The organism is Lawsonibacter sp., from assembly GCF_022777125.1.
GTDB lineage: Bacteria > Bacillota > Clostridia > Oscillospirales > Oscillospiraceae > Lawsonibacter_A > Lawsonibacter_A hominis.
Window position 1 is genome coordinate 20997 of the sequence record NZ_JALFGV010000167.1, and the last position, 20856, is coordinate 41852.

Annotated in this window: 17 protein-coding genes; 5 read left to right on the top strand and 12 right to left on the bottom strand. The window is 61.8% G+C overall.

Annotated elements, in window-relative coordinates; all coding sequences use genetic code 11:
* Positions 1-33 precede the first annotated feature (33 nt).
* From MR825_RS13860 to MR825_RS13890, 7 genes are all read right to left on the bottom strand, one after another.
* Entirely contained in the window at positions 34-1164 is a 1131-nt protein-coding gene (locus MR825_RS13860) for an SLC13 family permease (protein WP_186908539.1), read from the bottom strand.
* A gap of 193 nt (positions 1165-1357) precedes the next feature.
* On the bottom strand, positions 1358-3133 hold the full coding sequence (locus MR825_RS13865) for an oleate hydratase (protein WP_186908538.1): 1776 nt from the start codon (positions 3131-3133) through the stop codon (positions 1358-1360).
* A gap of 129 nt (positions 3134-3262) precedes the next feature.
* The gene (locus MR825_RS13870) at positions 3263-3847 is read right to left on the bottom strand and encodes a TetR/AcrR family transcriptional regulator (RefSeq protein ID WP_186908537.1); all 585 of its coding nucleotides are present in this window, start codon (positions 3845-3847) and stop codon (positions 3263-3265) included.
* 514 nt (positions 3848-4361) lie between these two features.
* Positions 4362-5000 (bottom strand): corrinoid protein, encoded by a 639-nt coding sequence (locus MR825_RS13875; protein WP_287881235.1) that lies wholly within the window; start codon positions 4998-5000, stop codon positions 4362-4364.
* Positions 5001-5194: 194 nt separating this feature from the next.
* Entirely contained in the window at positions 5195-6625 is a 1431-nt protein-coding gene (locus tag MR825_RS13880; protein WP_287881237.1) for an HlyD family efflux transporter periplasmic adaptor subunit, read from the bottom strand.
* A gap of 16 nt (positions 6626-6641) precedes the next feature.
* Entirely contained in the window at positions 6642-8951 is a 2310-nt protein-coding gene (locus MR825_RS13885; RefSeq protein ID WP_287881239.1) for an ABC transporter permease, read from the bottom strand.
* Between the two features lies 1 nt (position 8952).
* Positions 8953-9654 carry an ABC transporter ATP-binding protein gene (locus tag MR825_RS13890; protein WP_186908533.1) on the bottom strand — a complete coding sequence of 234 codons (702 nt, stop codon included), beginning with the start codon at positions 9652-9654 and terminating at the stop codon, positions 8953-8955.
* 431 nt (positions 9655-10085) lie between these two features.
* On the opposite strand from MR825_RS13890, the gene MR825_RS13895 reads away from it, so the two are divergent.
* The 4 genes from MR825_RS13895 (at position 10086) to MR825_RS13910 (ending at position 14042) form a co-directional block, all read left to right on the top strand.
* Positions 10086-11192 carry a TRAP transporter substrate-binding protein gene (locus MR825_RS13895; protein WP_186908532.1) on the top strand — a complete coding sequence of 369 codons (1107 nt, stop codon included), beginning with the start codon at positions 10086-10088 and terminating at the stop codon, positions 11190-11192.
* Positions 11193-11259: 67 nt separating this feature from the next.
* Positions 11260-11754, top strand: a complete 495-nt coding sequence (locus MR825_RS13900) for a TRAP transporter small permease (RefSeq protein ID WP_186908531.1) — start codon at positions 11260-11262, stop codon at positions 11752-11754.
* Positions 11741-13027: a TRAP transporter large permease gene (locus tag MR825_RS13905; RefSeq protein WP_186908530.1), complete on the top strand. Its 1287-nt coding sequence runs from the start codon at positions 11741-11743 to the stop codon at positions 13025-13027. The genes MR825_RS13900 and MR825_RS13905 overlap by 14 nt, the downstream gene beginning before the upstream one ends.
* Before the next feature lie 22 nt (positions 13028-13049).
* A complete protein-coding gene (locus MR825_RS13910; protein WP_256176062.1) occupies positions 13050-14042 on the top strand; it encodes an amidohydrolase family protein in 993 nt (330 codons plus the stop codon).
* A gap of 150 nt (positions 14043-14192) precedes the next feature.
* Here MR825_RS13910 and MR825_RS13915 read toward each other — a convergent pair whose 3' ends face one another.
* Complete coding sequence (locus MR825_RS13915) at positions 14193-15764, bottom strand: PucR family transcriptional regulator (protein WP_186908528.1); 1572 nt, start codon at positions 15762-15764, stop codon at positions 14193-14195.
* A gap of 81 nt (positions 15765-15845) precedes the next feature.
* Positions 15846-16646, bottom strand: coding sequence for a MerR family transcriptional regulator (locus MR825_RS13920; RefSeq protein ID WP_186908527.1), 801 nt, complete (start codon positions 16644-16646; stop codon positions 15846-15848).
* Between the two features lie 75 nt (positions 16647-16721).
* Here MR825_RS13920 and MR825_RS13925 point away from each other — a divergent pair, with 75 nt between their 5' ends.
* The gene (locus tag MR825_RS13925) at positions 16722-18062 is read left to right on the top strand and encodes an MATE family efflux transporter (RefSeq protein WP_287881243.1); all 1341 of its coding nucleotides are present in this window, start codon (positions 16722-16724) and stop codon (positions 18060-18062) included.
* Between the two features lie 57 nt (positions 18063-18119).
* On the opposite strand, the gene MR825_RS13930 is transcribed toward MR825_RS13925, so the two are convergent.
* From MR825_RS13930 to MR825_RS13940, 3 genes are read right to left on the bottom strand one after another with little or no spacing between them, the layout of a single operon-like run.
* Positions 18120-18947 (bottom strand): HAD family hydrolase, encoded by an 828-nt coding sequence (locus tag MR825_RS13930; RefSeq protein WP_186908526.1) that lies wholly within the window; start codon positions 18945-18947, stop codon positions 18120-18122.
* Positions 18944-19891 (bottom strand): transketolase family protein, encoded by a 948-nt coding sequence (locus MR825_RS13935; protein WP_186908525.1) that lies wholly within the window; start codon positions 19889-19891, stop codon positions 18944-18946. The genes MR825_RS13930 and MR825_RS13935 overlap by 4 nt, the downstream gene beginning before the upstream one ends.
* Positions 19892-19894: 3 nt before the next feature.
* Positions 19895-20740: a transketolase gene (locus MR825_RS13940; RefSeq protein WP_186908524.1), complete on the bottom strand. Its 846-nt coding sequence runs from the start codon at positions 20738-20740 to the stop codon at positions 19895-19897.
* Between the last annotated feature and the right edge of the window lie 116 nt (positions 20741-20856).

The window sequence follows — 20856 nt, forward strand, 5'->3', positions numbered from 1 at the left end:
TATCCCAGCCGCGCCGCACTGGCAAGACCAAATTCACTGCAGCCGCCCCAGCAGCCAGGCGCAGGCGCACAGGACGGCCAGCGCGATCCCGTTGGCCAGCAGAAACACCGCCAGGTAGCGCCCCGGCCGCGCACCCGCGCTGCGCAGATAGGCCTTGAGGGAAATCAGGCTGGCCAAAGAGGCGATGGGCGTGCCCAGCCCCCCCACATTCACTCCGATCAGCAGCCCACGCCAGTCCGCTGTGAAGCCGGACAGCAGCACCGCCGCGGGCACGTTGCTGATGACCTGGCTGGCGATCCCCGAGGCCAGAGCGGTATTCCGGGCAAGCACCGCCGTCAGGACCTCCCTTACCGCCGGGTTGGCGCCGACGTTCCCGGCGAAGAGGAAGAAGCAGACAAAGGTGAGCAGCAAAGCGTAATCCAGCCGCCGGAACAAATCCCGTCCAAAAATCACCAGCGCTGAAAGCACCACGGCCACCAGAGCCGGATAGGGCAGAAGGCGGCATACGCAGAGCAGGCACAAAACGAACAAAAGGCACATCAGTCCCAGCCGGCCCGGCCGGCGGACCCGAACCGGCTGCGGAAAAGCCACCCGGATGCTCTCCGGCCGGCCCCATACCGCTGCCGCGGTCAGCCCTGCCAGGCTCGCCAGCACCAGCGGGAGCACTGCGGTAAAAAACTGCCCCGGCGTGAGTTCATAGGTGGCGTACAGATAGAGATTCTGAGGATTGCCCACCGGCGTGGCCATGCTGCCCAGGTTAGCGGCGATGGTCTGCAGGACCACCACATAGGCCAGCCGCTCCGTGCGCCCGATGAGGCCCAGTACCAGAATGGAAAAGGGAACAAAGGTGATGAGGGCCACATCGTTGGTTACCAGCATGGAGGTAAAAAACGGCAGCAGCACCAGTACCAGCGTGACAAAGCGCAGGCGCTTCTCTCCCGCCAGCAGCCGCTGGGCCAGCACGGCGAACACCCCGCAGTCCTGCAGCCCCGCCACCACTGCCATCAGGCAGAACAGCAGGGAGATGACGCGCCAGTCCACATAATTGAGATAAGCGGCCGAGGGCGGCGTAAGCAGCATGGAAAGCGCCGCACATACGGCGGAAATACACAGCACCGGCTCCCGCCGCAGCCAGGACAGCATCCGGAGTCCCGTTTGCCTCATGTCCCTCTCTCCTTCCCGCCCCAGGCAGGCAAAAAGCCACCCCGGCGGGTGGCTTTTCTCCCGATGTTCCGCCTTACCTTGGTCTTTAAGTTTACCTGATTCCGGCGGTATGGTCAAGCCTTATACGAAGGTTTCGGCGTTTTTCCGGCGCGGAACGGCCGCCGCAGGATCCTGCGGCGGCCGTTCCTCCGATTCAGATTACGTTGTATTCCTTCAACAGCTTCTCCAGGTCGGTCCCCTCCAGCTTCTTCAGGACCTCCTTCAGCGCGATGCGCTCCTTGAAGCCCAGGTCCAGATCGGTCAGTTTTTTCCCGTCCCGCAGCTGTACGGTAGCGTTGAGCAGATCCCGCACGTCATAGGTGCTCCCCCAGACCTCAGGCACGCCCCGGTCGATGTTCAGCAGCGTGTACACCGCCTCCATTCCGGTACGCATGGAGTATTCGGTGGTGAAGATGGTGTCCCGCTTCGTCTCTGCGAACTGCCCCAGGAATGCAAAGTTCACGCTGCCCTCAGGCACCACGTCCGGCCGGTCCCCGGCGGCGCGCGGCATGAAAAAGGCGGTGATATAGGGCATCATACAGGGCACGGTGTTGGCGCTGTGCTCGGCCAGATCCTCGATCTGGTCCTCGGGCACCCCCAGGTGATAGAGCCACTCCATGCAGATCTCCTTGCCGGTACACTCCCGCATGGCCTTGTGGACATAGTTGCCGCTCCGGTCACTGAACAGCCCGTAGATCCAGCCCACCAGCTGCCCCTTGGGCTGATCGCGGAACTGGGGCTGGCGATTGAAGGTCCAGCTCATGAGCCAGCCGGAATCCCGCACCGTGACGATACCGCCCGTGACCACCTTGCCGCTGAAGGGGTCCCGCTTGCAGATGTTCTTGAGATAGGGTACGATGCGCTCATCCAGCGTGGTCACGGTAGCTGACATCCAGTTGCTCATCTCCGGATGGCTGCAGAACTTGTCCGGATGGCCGAACGCGGGGTCCTGCGCAGCGATCTTCTTCCACATATCCCAGCCGCCGCCGGGCTTGAGTTCGGTGCGGAAGGGGGCAGGGTGATTCTGGTCGCCGAGGGCGGAATTTTCCACGCAGCCGCCGTTGGTGATGAATACCAAATCATCCTCCGTCAGGTCAATGGCGTCCTCCTGGCCCTCCCGCAGCACGCAGATGCGCTTGGCCTGCTTGCGGCCGGGCCGGATCTCAAACTCCACATTGACCACCTGGGTGTGGTAGTGGAACTGGACGTTGTGATCCTGCAGATACTGGATCATGGGCAGGATCATGGACTCATACTGGTTGTACTTGGTAAAGCGCAGGGCCTTGAAGTCCGGAAGGCCGCCCACGTGGTGGATGAAACGCTTGAGGTAGAGCTTCATCTCCAGGGCGCTGTGCCAGTTTTCAAACGCGAACATGGTCCGCCAGTACATCCAGAAGTTGGAGTTCAGCACCTCCTCGTCGAAGACCTCGTCGATGCGCAGGTCATACAGCTTCTCATCCGGGGTAAAAAACAGCTTCATGATCTCCAGGGCGCCCTTGTCGGACAGGGCAAACATTCCATCGGTGTGGGCGTCCATGCCCCGGTTGATGGTAGCCCGCATAAGGGAGTAGTTGGGGTCGTGCTTGTTGAGCCAGTAGTACTCGTCCAGCACGCTGATCCCCTCGGTCTCAATGGAGGGGATCGAGCGGAAGAGATCCCACATAACCTCAAAATGGTTGTCCATCTCGCGGCCACCCCGCATGACATAGCCCACGTTATCGTAGTGATAGCCGTCGCAGGCGCCGCCGGGAAGCGCGTCCTTCTCCAGAATGTGCACCCGTTCGCCCTTCATCCGGCCGTCCCGGACCAGATAGCAGGCGGCGGTCAGGGCCGCCAGGCCGGAGCCCACGATATAGGCAGACTTGCGCTCCACGCCCTCCGGCTTTTCCGGACGGGCAAACGCTTCATAGTTACCGCTGGAATAATACATACTGTGTTCCTCCTGTCAGCAGTTCTTTTTTTGATCTGCCCATAGAATATGCCCTTCTCCTTCCCGCCGCAATCAGCAAAAACGCCCCGGTGCCAGAATTTTGGGCACTGGGGCGTTTTTGTATTGTTTTTAATCATTTGGGCCACTTTGTTTCATTTGATCGGCCCGATAGTGGTTGAGCGCTTTCTCCACATCCCCGCGGATCAGCACGCTCAGGCGGTCGATGAGGACCTGCGGCTCCCCCTTCATCCCGCCCCGAATCCAGTCCAGCATCAGTCCCACAAAGGCGTACTTGTAAAAATCCGCGATGAATTTTTTATCCTCATCCCGGACGCTCATACCCGCCGACTTTTCCTCCACCACGCCGATGAGCAGCTGATAGGTCAGCCTATAGAGATAGCGCTCCACCTGCTCCCGGCTGATGGAGTGATACAGGTTCATCACAAACGCCCGGTTCTCCTGCACCAGCTGGAATATCTGCAAGAACCCCTGCTGCCAGGTATCGTAGGTCTTCTGGCCGTCCAGGGCGCGCTCCGCCTCCTGAAGCCAGGTCCACTCGATCAGGTCGTAGACATCCTTAAAGTGATAGTAGAACGTCATGCGGCTGACGCCGCAGTCCTCGGTAATATCGGACACGGTGATCCGGTCCAGGGGTTTTTCCAGCAGCAGCTTTTTCAGCGACTCCGCCAGCGCCCGCTTGGTGATCTGCGACATGGGTGCGCTCCTTTCCGAAAACGGGAAGCCATTCCGTCTGCTTTTCGTAATACAGGGGGCTATGCTGATGATACCACAGGCAGGCCCACGGTGTAAAGCTGCAGAAACATGGCCCGGGAGAAGCCCCGGTGGCGAGGGGGAGGGGCCGCCGGCAAGTCATCTTCCTGCGGGGATCCGGACGGAGCCCAACGCGGCAGACGCTTGCCGCTTCGTTTCCGCTCCCTTTTCCCTTTTGTGCTGCCACAAGCCTATCCGGAAAACCGCTCGCGGCTTCGAAGGAAAAAGGCAGTCCCGATTTCGAGACTGCCCTGCAAACCGGAATTTATCCTTCGTTGGAACCGTTCTTCCATACGATCTTTATCGGCCGCCTGACCGGTTTTTTTGAAAGAACGGCGCCTTTTCGTTCACCGTCCCCCCAAAGGGAAGCCGGTCAGGCGCATCCGTTCGGGAGTTTTTCTTATCCTGCGGTCCCATTCCACTGAGAGAGCGGACGCCTTTCCGGCGCCGAGGTGCGTCAGCCGCAGGACAGCAGCTCCACGGCTTTTTCCGCCGCAGTGGCGGCGTCCGCGGTATAAGCGTCCGCGCCGATGGTCTGGGCAAACTTGTCCGTAACCGGCGCGCCGCCCACCATGATCTTTACCTTGTCCCGAATACCGGCGGACTTCACCTGTTCCACCACTTCTCCCATGACGGGCATGGTGGTGGTCAGCAGGGCGGAGCAGGCAATGATCCTGCAGTCGTTGCCGATGGCAGCCTGAACAAAGGTCTCCGGGGCTACGTCCACACCCAGGTCCACCACTTCCAGTCCCTTGCCCTCGAACATCATGCGTACCAGATTCTTGCCGATATCGTGCAGGTCGCCCTTGACGGTGCCGAGGCAGACCTTCCCCTTGGACTCGGCCCCAGCCGCAGCCAGGTGGGGCTTGAGCAGCTCCGTGCCGGCGTTCATCGCCCGGGCCGCCACCAGCACCTCGGGGACAAAAACCTCGTTGTTTTTGAACTTCTCCCCGATGATGCTCATGCCCGCCAACAATCCCTCCTCCAGGATCTGCTGAGCGGGGACGCCTTCCTCCAGGGCTTGGGGGACCAGTGTTTTGACCAGCTTGGCCCGTCCTTTTTGCAGGGCCTCGGAAATTTCGCTCAATGTACTCATACGTGGACCGCTCCCTTCTGTTATTCACCGTTTCGCCGGCGGGACCGGCAGAAGAAGCCGTACGCCCGCAGCACCTTTGTCTTTTCCTTTTTAGCATACGGTATGGCGAAGGGAGTTACTATAACTTTCTTGCGAATTATCGTGCTTTTTTGTGTTTCTGCTCCGGACCGGTGCCGCCGCAGAATGCACCGCCCTTACGGCAGGATCACGGCGTCGTCCCCGGTCAGCCCCGCCGTAATCTCCGTATATCCGCCGCCCGTGATGCCGGTGGTCACCGAAACGGAGACGGCCTGGCCGTCCCGCAGCACCTGGACCGTGCTGCCGCTGACGGCTTCGGAAGGAAGGCGAAGGCAGCCCTCCTTCCGCTGCGTCACGATGGAGACCGACACGTTCATCCCGGCCTTCAGCCGGCTGGTATCCTCCAGGACCAGCTCCACGGTATAGTCGGTCACACCGCCGGACGTAACGCCGTTTTCGTCCACCCGGCGCACCTGAGCGGCGTAGGTCCGCTCCACTCCGCTGTCGTCGGCAAACTGCACGCAGGCCTCCTGCCCGGGCCAGATACGGTCGATGTAGATCTCGTCGATCTCCGCATTGACGCACAGGGCGTGTGCAGGGGCCAGCGTGGCCATGGGCGCCGCGGCGGAGGCAAAGTCCCCGGCCTTGACGCTGCGGGTAAGGATGGTGCCGTCGATGGGGGCGGCGATGGTGTAGTCCGACCGCTTGGCCTCCAGCTGCTCCAGGTTGGTCCGGGCGGTCTCCACGGACAGGCCCGCGTTGACCGCGGCGTTGGTCAGCGCGTCGTTTTTCAGGGTCAGCACGGCCTGCCCCTGCGTCACCGCGCTGCCCGTCTCCAGGTCCAGGGTGAGGACCTGTCCCGACTGGGCGGCATAAATGGACTGCTGTGTGGCATAGCACACGGCGCCCGCCTCCATGCAGGCGGCGGCGCCCACAGCGGCGGTGGCCGTGGCGGCGTCGGTCAGCGTGCCCGGATTCTGGAAGCTGAGCTCCACATACACTCCCTCCCGTCCGCCGGAGAGGGCGGTCGGCGTGTCGTAGATCCGCTCCACCGCGCCGGTCACAGTACCGCTCTGATTGGGAAACGTAATGACGGCGGCCGCGCCCGGGACCAGTGCGGCGGCGTCGGCCGGGGCAAAGGGGACCGTCAGGGTCAGGTTGGCGCTGTCCTGGATCTGCGCCACCGCCGTTCCCGCTCCGATGTAGTCCCCCACGTGGCAGTAGACGGCCGTCACGGTTCCGGAGGCGCTGGCGTAGACCGTCAGGTCGGCGCAGGCGGCTTCGCTTTGGGCGGCGCCCGCCTGGGCGGTCTTCAGGGAGAGCCGCGCCTGGGTGATCTGATCCTCCAGATCGCCGGAATCGATGACATAGAGGGTCTGTCCCGCCGTTACCGCATCCCCCTCCTCAAAGGCACAGGAGACGACCTTTCCGCTGACGACCGGGATGACCGAAGTGGGGTCCCGCCACGCCACCGTGCCCGTATCCTCCACCCGGTTCTCAATGGTCCCCACCTCGGGCGTCACCGTTTGATAATCCGCCTCTTTCTGACAGCCTGCCGCCGCCAGGAGACTCAGCGCACAGAGCAAAACCATCCATTTCCGCTTCATATGTACTCCCCTTCCGTTATTCCACGCTTTTCAGCGCGCCAAGCATGTCGATCTCCCGCATCTTCCGGCCGATCATCCAGTTGACCAGAAGGGCAAACAGCAGGGTCACCGCGCAGGAGAGCACGAAAGAAACCGGCCGGGTATTCACCTGCAGCGGCATATCGCTGAGCAGGGCGATGATGACGTAACTCAATCCGATGCCCATGGGGATACCCGCGCAGATGCCGCCCGCCGCGAAAATGATATTTTCGCTCAGCTGCAGGCGTTTGATCTCCTTGTCGTAAAAGCCCAGGACCATCAGGGTGGCCAGGCTGCGGATCTGCTCCAAAAAGCTCATGATCCCCAGGTTATAGATCACCACGCAGGCCAGGCTTCCTCCGAATACGATCAGGATATACGCCACCAGAGAAGCGCTGGAGAGCTGCTCTGCCGCGGCGTCCGTCACCGTCTCCCGGGTCTGCCAGCCATCCACGAAGTCGTAGCGGTCCAGTTCGGCGGCCAGGGCCGTCCGGTCCGCGGCGGCCGCATAGGCGGTGGTGGGCACATAGGGCCGCCCCAGGCTCCGCCAGAAGCCGCGCCCCACATAGGCTCCGGAGACGCCCCGCAGGATACGGGAGACTTTCATGGTGTAATAACGGGAATCACCGGTAAAGCGGACCGTCACCGTATCGCCTGTCGTCACATTCAGCTCGTCGGCCATGCTCTGGGACAGGACCGCCCCATCCTCCGGCAGGTTCAGGACCCCCTGAGCATAGGGATCGTACAGGTGCAGCCAGCTCTGGTCCTCGGCCACCGTCAGGGCGGCGGTGGTCATCCGTCCGGGGGCATAGAACCAACCGGCGGTGGTCATCTCAAATTCCGCCCCCTCCGTGTTGGCGGAGGCGGCCAGCCTGCGGTACTGCCCCTCCGTCACGCCGGCGCCCAGATCTACCATCAGGTCGTATTTGTTCTGATTGGAGGTCAGCGCTCCGGCATAGTGGGTCACGGCGTCCCGCAGGGCGAAGGCCGCCAGCACCAGGCCCATGCAGAAGGCGATCCCTACAACGCAGGTGAGCATCCGCGCCTTGTTGCGCAGGGCGTTGCGGATGATGTATTTCTGATTGAAGCCCAAGCGCCGCCAGAGGAAGGGCAGCTTCTCCAGCAGCACCGGCTTGGTGCTTTTGGGGGGCTGTGGGCGCATGCACTGGGCCGGACTCTCCTTCAATAAGGAGCGGGCCACGAAAAATGCGCTGCCCACGCAGCAGAGCACCGTCAGCGCCAGGGCCTGCCCCCAGGACCGGTAGTCGTTGGCCAGCCCATAGACAGGCAGGTCGCAGCCGGTGGACAGCGTCTCGACCAGCAGCCTGGCGATCAGCCCGTTGGGCGCCACGCCCAGCGGAAACCCCACCAAAACCACCAAAACGGCGTGGAGCAGGTAATACCACAAGATCGTCCGGTCGGAATAGCCCAAGGCCTTGAAGGTGCCGATGGCGGAGCGGCCGCTCTCGATCAGGCGGCTCATATTGCTGACCATCAGCAGCACCGCGCACAGGAAGAAGAGAATGGGAAACAGGCGAAGGATGGGCGTCAGATCCTCGGTCATGCCCCGCAGGCGGTCGGCCGCCAGGTTGTCCTCCCGGGCCAGGACGTTGACCACCTTGTCGCCCAGGCGTTCGTTGACGGCCCGCCGGAGCGCCGCGTCGTCGACCTCGTCCGAGGTCGTGATGCAGATCTGATTATAGCGATTGCTTCCCATCAGCCCGCTCAGAACGTCTTGGCTGCAATAGGCGAAGCCATAGCGCCCCAGCTCCGGCATCGGCGTGGTCGCATTGACGTGGTAAAGGCACTCCGGGCTTTTGACCAGCCCGCTGATCCGCAGACGCAGGACCTGGTCTGTGCCGGTCAGCAGCATCTCGTAGCTGTCCCCCACGGAAAGGCCGTTGGCGGCGGCAAAGACATCGCTGACCGCCATCTCCCTCTCGTCGGCCGGCAGTGCTCCGCCCACCAGGTAGGGCGTGTTGATCGCCCAATCCGCAACGGCATACACCAGCAGCTGCACATCCTCGTTGCCCCGCTCCTGGGCCTCCCAGGTAATGCGGGGCTGCACGCCGGCGACGCCGTCGATCTGTTCCAGCACCCGGCAGTCGCTCCGGTCCAAACCGGCGCCGGAGATCCAGTAGTCCGCCACGTTCTGCGTTTGGCCGTAGGCGGCGGTGACCTGCTGCACATGATACAAAACGCCGTTGAGCGCGGTATAGACCATCACGGCGATCATGGTAATGACCATGACCGAAATCAGGCGTGGGGCCGTCTGCCGCAGATCCCGCAGGAAGTTGCGCCAAATCATATCACCACTCCAATTCCTGCACCGGGACGGGAGCGGGGTTCTCCTCGTAGGACTCGATCCTGCCGCTTTTCATGCGGATGAGCACATCGGCCGTAGGAGCCAGCGCGCCGTTGTGGGTCACCACGATGACCGTCTTGCCGCTTTTTTTGCATAAGTCGTACAGCAGGGCCAGGATCGCCTTGCCGGTCTTGTAGTCCAGCGCGCCGGTGGGTTCGTCGCAGAGCAGGATGGCGGGATTTTTGGCCAGCGCCCGGGCGATGGCCCCACGCTGCTGCTCGCCGCCCGAGCACTGGGACGGGAAATTGGAGGAGCGCTCCCCCAGGCCCACCAGTTCCAGGGTCTCCTGGGCGTCCAGGGGATCTTTGCAGATCTGGCTGGCCAGCTCCACATTCTCCCGCATGGTCAGGTTGGGCATCAGGTTGTAAAACTGGAACACGAAGCCGATGCTGTTGCGCCGGTACTCCGCCAGCTGGCGCTTGTTGAACCGGGCGATATCCCGCCCGTTGATCCTCAGGCTGCCGGAGGTGGGGGAATCCATCCCGCCCAGCAGGTTCAGCACCGTGGATTTTCCCGCTCCGCTGGCCCCCAGGATCATGGTATAGGTGCCCTCCTGAATGGTAAAGCTGATATCGTCCACCGCCCGGATGACGTTTTTGCCCATAACATATTCGCGGGCCAAATGTTCCGCCTGAATGACCGCCATAACACACACCTCAGTCCAGAGCCCGTTCCAGGCCCTGCGGATATCTTTAGCATACAGACCAGACGTGCTTTTTTCAACCGACAGCTTAAAACCGCCTGACGGAAACACAACACTTTTTCAAAAAATGTTGTGTTGTAAATGAAAACAAAGCGTGAACAACTGGTGGGACCGCTCCAGGGACGGGCCAAGTGTCCTCAAACGGCGGCCGCTTTTTTCTCTTTACACTTCCTACAAAATTCGCTTGGCCGACTTTGTGATTAATTTGGCAAACACTCTAATGCATCTCCGGGTAGTTTATGATAGTCTTTTATACAGAAGAGAGCGGGAACAGGACCCCGGTTTCCGTCATATCGCCTTATTTGCTGTCCTGTTTTCCCCATTTCTTCCAAGAAGAAGAATATTTCAAGCAGAAGAAAGGAAGGTACGCACCGATGAAAAAGAAACTCTCTCTGGTTCTGAGCATCGCCCTGTCCCTGTCCCTGATCCTGTCCGCCTGCGGCGGAAACTCCGGAAGCTCCTCTGGAGGAACTCCCTCTACCACCGCTCCCGAGACCACCGCTCCTTCCACCACCGAACCCACCGGCGGCGACACCGAGATCACCGGCAGCTACACCATCCGCCTGGGCACGCCCACCGGCGGCAAGCATCAGCAGAACATGACCATGGAGGAGTTCAAGACCCGCATCGAAGAGGCCTCCGGCGGCGCCATCACGGTGGAGCTCTATCCCACCAGCCAGCTGGGCACCGCTCCCCAGATGATCGAGGGCGTGCAGAACGGCACCATTGAAGGCGTGCTCATCCCTTCCTCCTACTTTGCCTCCTACGCCCCTGCCATCGCCATTCTGGACCTGCCCTTCCTCTTTGACGCGGACGGCACTGCCGCTGCCCAGGCCCAGGCCATCCTCTCCGCCGGCACCAGCCTGGACGACTACCTGTACGACTATGGCTTCAAAGTGGGCGGCTGGCTGCTGGGCGGCAACTCCTATATCCTGTCCACCTTCCCCATTGAGAAGATGAGCGATCTGTCCGGCCACAAGATCTGGACCCTGCCCTCTCCCACCCTGCACAGCTCCCTGAACGCTTACGGCGCTTCCCCCGCCTCCCTGGATCCCGGCGACGTGGCTGTTGGCCTGCAGAACGGCACCGTGGACGGCGTGCTCAACGACTGCACCTTCTGGTATACCCAGGGCCTGTATGAGAGCGCCAAGAACATCAACCTCTGCCCCGCGGGCGCGTTCGTCAACTGCTTCTTCTTCAGCGCCGACTGGATGGACACCCTGCCCCAGAACGTACAGGACCTGATCCTGTCCACTGCCAAGGCCGTAGTCGCCGATTTCGAGGTGCCCTACATGACCCAGTACTCCGAGGAAGCCATGCAGGCCATGGTGGACGCGGGCGCCACCAAGAACGAGCCCAGCGACGAGCTGCTTGCCGAGATGAAGGCCGCCACCGAGTCTCTGCACGAAGACTTTAAGAACATCGATTCCGACTGTGCCGCCATCTACGACGAGTTCGTGGGACTCATCGCCAATTCCTGAGTTCGCTGCAACAGCCTCAACGGGCGGGGACGGCTGCGTCCCCGCCCTCTTAAAAGGAGAACAGGTTATGCAAGTGTGTGTTAAAATTACGCGCTATGTCCGTACGTTTTTGTTTTCGATTTCGGCGCTGCTGATTGCCGTGGCTACCGCCCTGGCCACCCTCAACGCCATCGTCCGCTTTGCCGGAAAAGGCTTTACCTGGTCTGAGGAGCTGTGCAGCTACTGCATCGTGCTCATGGTCTATCTGGCCATTCCCTATCTGGAGGGCGCCGGCGACCAGCTGTGTATCTCCGCCATTGATCTTTGGGTCAAGGGCAAGACCGGTCAGCGCATTCTCAACTACATCCGCGGAATTATCACCAGCGTGATTATGGTCGTGCTGGGCTACCATGGCCTGGACGTTATGATGAAAGCCTTCAAACGCAACCAGGTCACCTATGTGCTGCAGATGCCCAAAGGCGTCCTGTATGCGATCGCTATGATTTGTATCGTCGTCGCCCTGGTTGTCTGGGTGGTATTGATGCTTTGCAATAAGGGGGACTTCGACCATGACAATGCTTGAGATTCTGCTTCCGGTCCTGATCATTCTGATTGGACTGTCCCTGCTGAAGTGTCCCATCTACATCTCCATCCTCTGCTCGGCGATCTACCTGCAGATCTTTGTCAACCACATGTCCCTGACCAATGTATTTACCGGCTTCTTTGAGGCCATGACCAAGAATGCCCTGCTGGCCGTGCCCTTCTTCATGGTCGCCGGCAGCCTGATCGCCGCCAGCAGCCTGGGCACCCGGCTGATCAATGTATGTATCGAGACCCTGAAGAGCATCCGCGGCGGCCTGCCCATCGCCTGCGTCATTGCCAATGCGATTTTCGGCGCCATCTCCGGTTCCGGTCCGGCCGCGACCGCCACCTTCGGCAAGATCGTCCACAAGCCCCTCTCGGAGCGCCATGGCGAGAGCATGTCTCTGGGCATCATCACCTCTTCCGCCTGCCTGTCCACCATCATTCCGCCCAGCATCACCATGATCATCTACGGCGTAGCCACTGAGACCTCCATTACCAAGCTCTTCCTGGCCGGCATCCTGCCCGGCATCCTGATCGTGGTCATCGTCAGCGTCTACCTGATCATCATGTGCAAGCCCAGACCCGGTGTGGAGAAGGAGAAATTCTCCGCCCGCGCTTTTGGCAAAGCCCTGTGGAAGGGCCTTCCCGTGCTGGTGCTCCCCGTACTGGTCCTGGGCAGCGTCTACACCGGCATCTGCACCCCCACCGAATCCGGCGCCCTGGCCGCGGCCTATTCCTTCATCGTGGCGGTCTTCGGCACCCGTGACATCAAGTTCAAACAGCTGCTGCCCATCTTTAAGGATGCCGGGCGCACGACCGCCCAGGTCTTCCTGCTCATCGCCGGCAGCACGGTGTTCTCCCAGGCGGCCACCATCGCACAGCTTCCCGCCGCGGTCACCGAGGCCTTCGGCGGCATGGGACAGATCCAGTTCCTGCTGATGCTCAACGTGCTGCTGCTCATCGTGGGCTGCTTCTTCGATACCAGCGCCGCCATCCTCATCCTGGCGCCCATGCTGCTGCCCACCGCCGCCGCCCTGGGCATCCCCTCCCTGCACCTGGGCATGGTCTTCGTGGTCAACCTGGCCATCGGCCTGTTCACGCCCCCCTTCGGCCTGAACATCTTCGTGGCCCAGAGCGTGCTCAAGCGCCCCATGGGCCAGATCTCCAAGGCCTGTGTGCCCTATATCATCCTCTATATCGTCTCGGTCCTCATCATCACGTACGTCCCTGCCCTTTCCACCGCGCTGCCTGCTCTTCTGATGGGCGCTTGAATCTGATTCTGGAGTTCTGCATATGAAATTAATTGATTTTGAAAATCACTTTTACGACCAGTGCCTGATCGACGCGCTGGAATCCCGCACCGAGCCTCCCTATTACCGCAAAGACACCGACCTGATCACCTGGAGCGACGCGATCACCATGCCCCAGGGGCCTCTGCTGGAGAAGCTGCTTCAGGTGGGGGAAGAGCGGATCGCCCTGATGGATACGCTTGGCATCGACTGTGCCGTGCTCAGCTGCTCCCCCGGCGCCGAGCAGCTGGACCCGGCTGAGAGCGCGGCGATCTGCCGCCGGACCAACGACGTTCTCTACCAGCTGGTCCAGCGCTTCCCCGGCCGCTATCTGGGCAGCGCCATCCTGCCGGTGAAGGACGTGCCCGCCGCAGCGGCGGAACTGGAGCGCTGCGTGAAGGAGCTCGGCTTTGTGGCCTGGCACACCCACTCCAACTATGGCGAGACCGCCCCGGACGATCCCCGTTACCGCCCCATCTTCCAGAAGGCGGACGAGTTGGGAGTGTACGTCTACCTCCACCCCCAGCTGGCCAACGCCTCCCGGGTAGACGACTGCGGCTTCCCCGTGGCGGGCCCCGGCCTGGGCTTCACCATGGACACGGTCACCACTCTGACCCGCATGATCGTGGGCGGCCTGTTCGACGAGCTGCCCAACCTGAAGGTCATGCTGGGCCATCTCGGCGAGGCTCTGCCGTTCCTGCTGGACCGCATGGACAACCGCCTGAAGTTCCTGCCCAACCCCAAGGCCAAAAACAAGCAGGATTTCAGCGCCTACTTCCACCGCAATATTTACGTCACCACCAGCGGCAACATGTCCCCCGAGGCCTTCGAGTGTACCCGCCGGGTCCTGGGCCTGGATCGCATTCTCTTCGGCAGCGATTATCCCTTTGAGGACGCCTCCGACATGGTGGAATACGTAAAGAACCTCCCCCTGGGGGAACAGGAGCGTTCCATGCTCTACTATAAAAACGCGCAGGCTCTGGGCGTGCACGTATAATGCGTTTCTCCGCACGGCCGGCAGGATGCCCGGCCGCAACCGGGAGTTTTGCACTCTCTGAGCTTCGAAAAAAAGTCATGGGCAATTGCCGTCGCGCGCAATTGCCCATGACTTTTTCGTTTCCCTCCGCTTTCTCCCGGAAGGGCGGCCTTACAGCAGATCCATGACCTTGTACGACAGCAGCAGGCGCAGGCGGGTCTCCGGGTCGTTCAGGTCCACCCCCAGCTGCTCGGAGAGCCGCTCCACATGATAGATGACGTTATTCCGGTGCATGTGCAGCAGCTTGGCGGTATCCGTCGGCCTGCACTGGTTGATGAGATAGGTATACAGCAAATTTGCATAATCGGTGCTCTTCTGCTCATCCTGTTCGCGGATGGCCAGCAGCTGCTCGTCACACAGGCTGCGCAGCTGTACCTGTTCGGAACAGGCGGTGATCAGGTGATAGATGTAGCAGTCCCGATAGGCGAAGACCCTTCCGCCGCCGGTCTCCTCCACCAAAATTCCTTTCTGCTGGAGCGTCCTGCCGATCTCCACCGCTACCGTGGTCTGCACGTAGGCGTCGCTGACCAGCCGGATGGTACGGAACACCTCGCTCATGCCGCAGCGGGCCTTATGGTATTCCAGCAGCTCCCGCAGCAGATCAAACTGCCGCAGTTTGCGCTCCTCCGCGCCCAGATATTTGCTCTCACGGCTCATCAGGATCATGATGTAATCGCCGTAGATGAACGGCCGGGATTCCGGAAAGATCGCCAGCAGCTGGTCCAGCATGTAGTTCAGGGAAGTATTGTCCTCGTCTTCGAAAATGATCTTCAAAAGCTGATATTCGGCGTCCCGCTGAAGGCCCACGCACTTGATGCGCTCCTCGATGTCCTCCTCGTCCTTGATCTTATTCTCAATGAGCTCCACCAGCACGTATTCATACATATATTTGTTGATGCTTCCGGCGGAGTAGTGGTTATGCAGATAGTATTCCACGCTCTCCGCCAGAAGGGCGAACCGTTCCTCCAGGCTCTTGGAGGGGGCATGGGCGCTGCAGATCATCCGCAGGTAGGCATATGGGACGCCTTTGATGAAAAAGGTCTTCGTCATGGTCTGATACTGCGTCATCTGCGGCAGCGGAAAGGCGATGTCGATGACGCTGGCCCTCTTGATGCTGTCCACCTGACGGGTATTGGTCAGCCGCTCGATGGTCTGCTTGGTATGATAGCCCCGGCTGACCACCTCGTTATAGACCTCATCGTCGGTCTTGATATTTTTTGTGTAGGCCAGCAGCTTGAAGCTCAGGTCCACCAGGACGATGGGATTGCCGATGGCGCTCTCGCTCAGGTCCAGCAGCTCCTGCACGTCGTTGCTCTGGATCAGGGAGACGTGCATGTGCTGATGCCATTCCCGCAGGTCGGTGAACAGGCTTTGGACCGTGTTGAACACCTCCGCCAGGCCGATCCCCTCGTCCTCCAGCAGTACGATCCGTCTGCCCTGCAGCTTCTTTTTCAGCGCGGGCGCCATTTTGTGGATACACAAAAAGCAGCAGCCGCTCTCCGCCGCCTCCGCGGTAAGCTCACGGCTGGTACACATATAGATGTTCGACGTGGAAAGCGTCTCCTGCCCCAGCTCATACAGGCGCAGGCCGCTGAAGGAAAGCTGCTCCTCCTCCGAAAAAAAACGTTCCGGTCCATACTCTGCCAGACTGTCCAGGATCATGTTGATGGAGATCTCCAGCACCGCGATTCCCCCCGTTTTCCATACGTTTATTCTAATTTGTTATTATATCATCTTATCCTGTTGGAAAACAAGCCCCTGATCTTACCGCACCGGCACCTGCAGTTCGGTGACATATTCCGCTTCCCGGTTGGTGTCGTGGGCGTCGATCCGGTAGAGCTCCAGCGGCTCCCCGGCCGGCCGGCGGCCCGCCGCCGCCACCTGCGCGAGCAGCGTTTGATAATGCCGCTGCAGCGCGCCGTAGCCGCCCCGGTAAAAAAGGCGCGCGTACTCCCCCGCAGGCAGGACGCCGTCGCTGGGCAGGCCCGGTTCCGTAAGGAAAAAGACCCTGGAAAAGTGGTTGTACACGCCTTGTTTCAGGCTCTCGCCGTCCACCGCCGCCCCCATGCACTGGTCCCCTATGATCTTGATATAGTCCTGATGCCGGTGTTCCAGCTTTTTCAGCAGGAAGTCGATCTCCCCCTCCAGGATGATGTCCTCCTGCAAAAAGACGCAGGAACGTTCCTCCTCGTACAAAAACTCCACCCGCTCCGCTTCCACAGCGGCGTACCGCTCCAGCCGAGCCTGCCGGCGCCGGGCCTGCCGGCGGGTGCGCTCCAGCTCCTCCATCCGCCGCCGCAGCAGGCGCTCCTCCTCCTCCAGCAGGGCCAGGGTCTCCTCCACAGAGCGCCGCTCCAGATAGGTGCGGATGTCCTCCACCGTCATTCCAAGCTCCCGCAGGGAGCGGACGATGTTCAGGGTGATCACGTCCTGAATTCCGTACATGCGATAGCGGTTTTCTCCACGCGCGGGGTGAAGCAGTCCCTTCTCTTCATAATAACGCAGGGTATCCGGGCATAGGCCGAACAGCCCGGACAGCTCGTGGATGCGGTAAAATTCTTTCATCTTTTTTGCCTCCGCCTCTTGACTCTCGTATGATACGAGGGTTTATGATAGAAGGGAAATAAGGAGGTCATACCCTTGAATCTGATCAAACGTTTCTTCCAATTCGTGATCCCATCCATTGTGTCCATGTGGATTTTCTCCCTGTACACCATGGTGGACGGCATGTTCGTCTCCTGGGGCGTGGGGGAACACGCGCTGGCGGCCGTCAATCTGTCCATGCCCTTCACGTCGGTGATCTTTACGCTGGGCATCCTGCTGGCCACCGGTACATCCACCGTCATCTCCATCGCCCTGGGGCAGAAGGATCTGGAAAAGGCCCGAACCTATTTTAACCAGAACATCTGCGTAACGGCGGCGGTGAGTCTGATCCTCTCCCTGCTGGTGCTTTTCAATCTGGAGCGGGTGGCTCTGTTTCTGGGGGCCTATCCGGACACGCTGGAGTATGTGAAGCAGTACGTGGGCGTGATCGCCTGCTTCACCGTATTCTTCACCGTATCCTACAACCTGGAGGTGCAGGTGAAAGCCAACGGCGCGCCCCAGGTGAGCACCATCGGCGTGCTCTCCTGCGCGCTGATGAACGTATTTCTGGACTGGCTCTTCGTCATGCGCCTGGGCTGGGGCGTTTGGGGCGCCGCGCTGGCCACGGGGCTGGCCCAGGTCACCTCTACCACCGTATTCGTGGTGTACTTTCTCACCCACCGGGAGCGTCTGCGCCTGGGCCGCTTCGTCCCTGAACTGCGGGCTTACCGGCGCATCCTCCCGCTGGGTCTCTCCGAAGGGCTCAGCGAGCTGTCCAACGGCATCGTCATCTTCCTGTTCAACCTGACCATCCTCCGCGTCATCGGGGAGGACGGCGTGATCAGCTACACCATCATCAGTTATGTGAACACCCTGGTGCTTATGACCATGATCGGTACCACCCAGGGCATCCAGCCTCTGGTCAGCTTCCACCTGGGGGCCGGGGAGCGGGACGTCTGCCACAAGCTGCTGCGCTGCGGCCTGGGGCTGATCGCGGTGTTTTCCGTCCTCTCCTTTGCCATCGGCCAGCTGGGCGCGCCCGCCGTCGTAGGGCTCTTCCTGCCCGGTGAGCGCGGCAGCGCGCTCTTCACATACTCGGTCCATGCCCTGCGGCAATACGCCTGGGTCTTCCTGGTGATGGGATTCAACGTGATCATGGCCGGCTTCTTTACTGCGGTCGAGCGGCCCTTCTTTTCCTTCCCCATCTCCTTCGGGCGGGGTCTGGTGCTGCTGTGCGCGTGCCTGGCGGTACTGCCCCGCCTGTTGGGGGAGGCAGGCGTGTGGCTCAGCCCCCTGGCCGCCGAGCTTTGCTGCCTGGTCCTGACCGGTCTGTTCGTCCTGTGCTACCTCCGCTCCCTGCGGCGGGAGACCGCCCGGGCCGTCCGGGATGCGGCCTGAGTCCCGGACATGCCGCGGCGCGGAGCCCCCTGAACGGGGGCTCCGCGCCGTTTGAGTTCAAGGCGCTGCCAGATACCGCTCCAACGCCATGCCCACGCCCCCCGCACGGTTGGCGCCGGTGACATACCGTGCGGCGGCCTTGGCCGACGCCGCCCCGTTCTCCATGGCGAAGGACCACCGCGCCCAGCGCAGCAGCTCCAAATCGTTGTCCGCGTCGCCGAACGCCATGACCTGCTCCGCCGTTACCTCCAGGCGCCTGCACAGGGCCTGGACAGCCGCGGCCTTGTTGACGCCCCGGGCGGTCAGCTCCATATTGGTCCCGAAGGAGCCTGTGACGGCCAGGGGGCCGGTGGCCTCCAGCGCGGCTTGAAGCGCGGCGCGCTCTTCCGGCGGGACGTGAAAGATGTGGATCTTCTCCACACAGCGCCCCTCCAGGGCAGCGTTCAGATCCTCCGGGAAGCGGGAATACCGCCGCAGGACCGAGGCAAATTCCGGCGACAGCGCCCGCGCCAGCACCCGCCCGCTCCGGTCGGCCTGGATATAATTTTCTCCGTCGGCATAGACCTCAAACGGCACGTCCCGCGCCAGCAGCAGCTCGATCAGGCGCCGGCTCTGCGCCCGGGGCAGCCCCTTCCGCCAGAGCCATTCCCCGCTCGTCACATCCAGCACGGCAGCGCCGTTGGAGAGTACGGCATAGTGCAGCATGTCCAGCTGGGCCGCCACCTCGTGCAGAAGGTCCCAGGCCCGGCCGCTGGCGATGGCCACCGCTGCGCCGCGCTCCGCCGCCCGGCGCAGCGCAGCCACATTGCGCGCCGGCACTGTGGCATGGTCATCGTCCAGCAGGGTGCCGTCCATATCCAGGGCGATGAGCCGGATCTGTGTCACGGCTTCCGTTTCAGGGCCTGGCGCACCTGATCTGCAATACCGGCGGGGGTGAGCCCGTAGGCCTCCAGCACGGCCTGCGCCTTGCCGGAGCGGCCGAATTCGTCGTGAACGCCATGGCGCAGCACAGGCACCGGGCAGTGCTCCGCAAGGAATTCCGCCACAGCGGAGCCCAGGCCGCCGATGACGGTGTGTTCCTCGGCAGTGACGATGCAGCGGGTCTCCAGCGCGGCCTTCAGCACCAGCTCATAATCCAGCGGCTTGATGGTGTGCATGTCGACGACCCGGACCGACACGCCCTCCTCCGCCAGCGTCCGGGCGGCCTGCAGGGCCATCTGCACCATCATGCCGGTGGCGATCACCGTGGCGTCCGCTCCGTCCCGCAGTACCGCGCCCTTGCCCAACCGGAAGGAATAGCCGGGAATGGAATCGGTGACGCTCTCCACCGCCAGGCGGCCCAGGCGCAGATAGGCCGGGCCGTCATAGTCCAGCAGGGCCTTGACGGCCAGGCGCATCTCAGGGCCGTCGCAGGGGGAGAGCACCATCATGTTGGGGATGGCGCGCATGATGGCGTAATCCTCGATGCACTGATGCGTGGCGCCGTCCTCACCCACGGACAGGCCGCCGTGAGAGCCCACTACCTTTACATTCAGGCGGGGGTAGGCGATGGAGTTGCGCACCTGCTCAAACGCGCGTCCGGCGGCAAACATGGCAAATGTGTTGGTAAAGGGCTTCTTGCCGCAGGCGGCCAGGCCGGCGGCGATACCCGTCATATTGGCTTCGGCAATGCCGATGTTGAAAAAACGGTCGGGATGGGCCTTGGCAAAGCCCTTGGTCATGGTGGAACCGGACAGGTCGGCGTCCAGCACCACCAGCTCGGGATACTCCTCCGCCAGAGCCACCAGGGCCTCGCCGTAGGCGGCGCGGGTTGCGATCTTCTCACTCATGGCTTACTTCCCCTCCAGTTCCGCCAGCGTCGCGGCCAGCTCCGCATGGGCCTTTTCATACTGCTCGTCATTGGGCGCCTTGCCGTGCCAGCCCGCGTCGTTCTCCATGAAGGAGACGCCCTTGCCCTTGACGGTCCTGGCCAGGAGCACGGTGGGCTTCTCCCGGCACGCCGCCGCAGCCGCAAACGCGCGCTCCAGCGCGTCGAAATCGTGGCCGTCCACCGATTGTACGTTCCAGTTGAAGGCCTCAAACTTCTTGTCCAGAGGCTCGGAGGGCATCACATCGGCGGTCCTGCCGTCAATCTGAAGCCCGTTCACATCCACGATGGCGCACAGGTTGTCCAGCCGGAATTTGGCTGCGGCCATGGCGGCCTCCCAAACCTGGCCCTCCTCCAGCTCGCCGTCCCCCAGCAGGGCATACACCCGGTAATCCTTATGGTCCATCTTCCCCGCCAGCGCCATGCCCACGGCCGCCGACAGGCCCTGGCCCAGACTTCCGGTAGACATATCCACGCCCTTGACATGGTGCATCTCCGCATGGCCGGACATATGCCCGTCAATGCGGCGGAACATCTTCAGATCCTCCACCGGGAAGAAACCCCGCAGCGCCAGGGTGGGGTAGAGCCCCGGCGTACAGTGCCCCTTGGAGAGCACGAAGCGGTCCCGGTCCGGGTCGGCCGGATCGGCCGGGTCCACATGCATCACGTCTCCATACAGGAGCGTGAGGATATCCATGGCGGACAAGGAGCCGCCGATGTGGCCGGAGGCGGCGGCGTGCACCATATCCACCGCCAGCAGGCGGGCGTGGGCCGCAGTGACGGCCAGCGCTTGCTTTTTCGTCTGTTCCATCCGATTCACCTTTCCATTCCCCCGCTTCCGCCGCAGGCGCGCGGAAGCAGGCCGTATGATTCGCCCTTTAGTATAGCGCAGCAGAGCGGGGGTTGCAACCGTCCAACCGCAAAAAA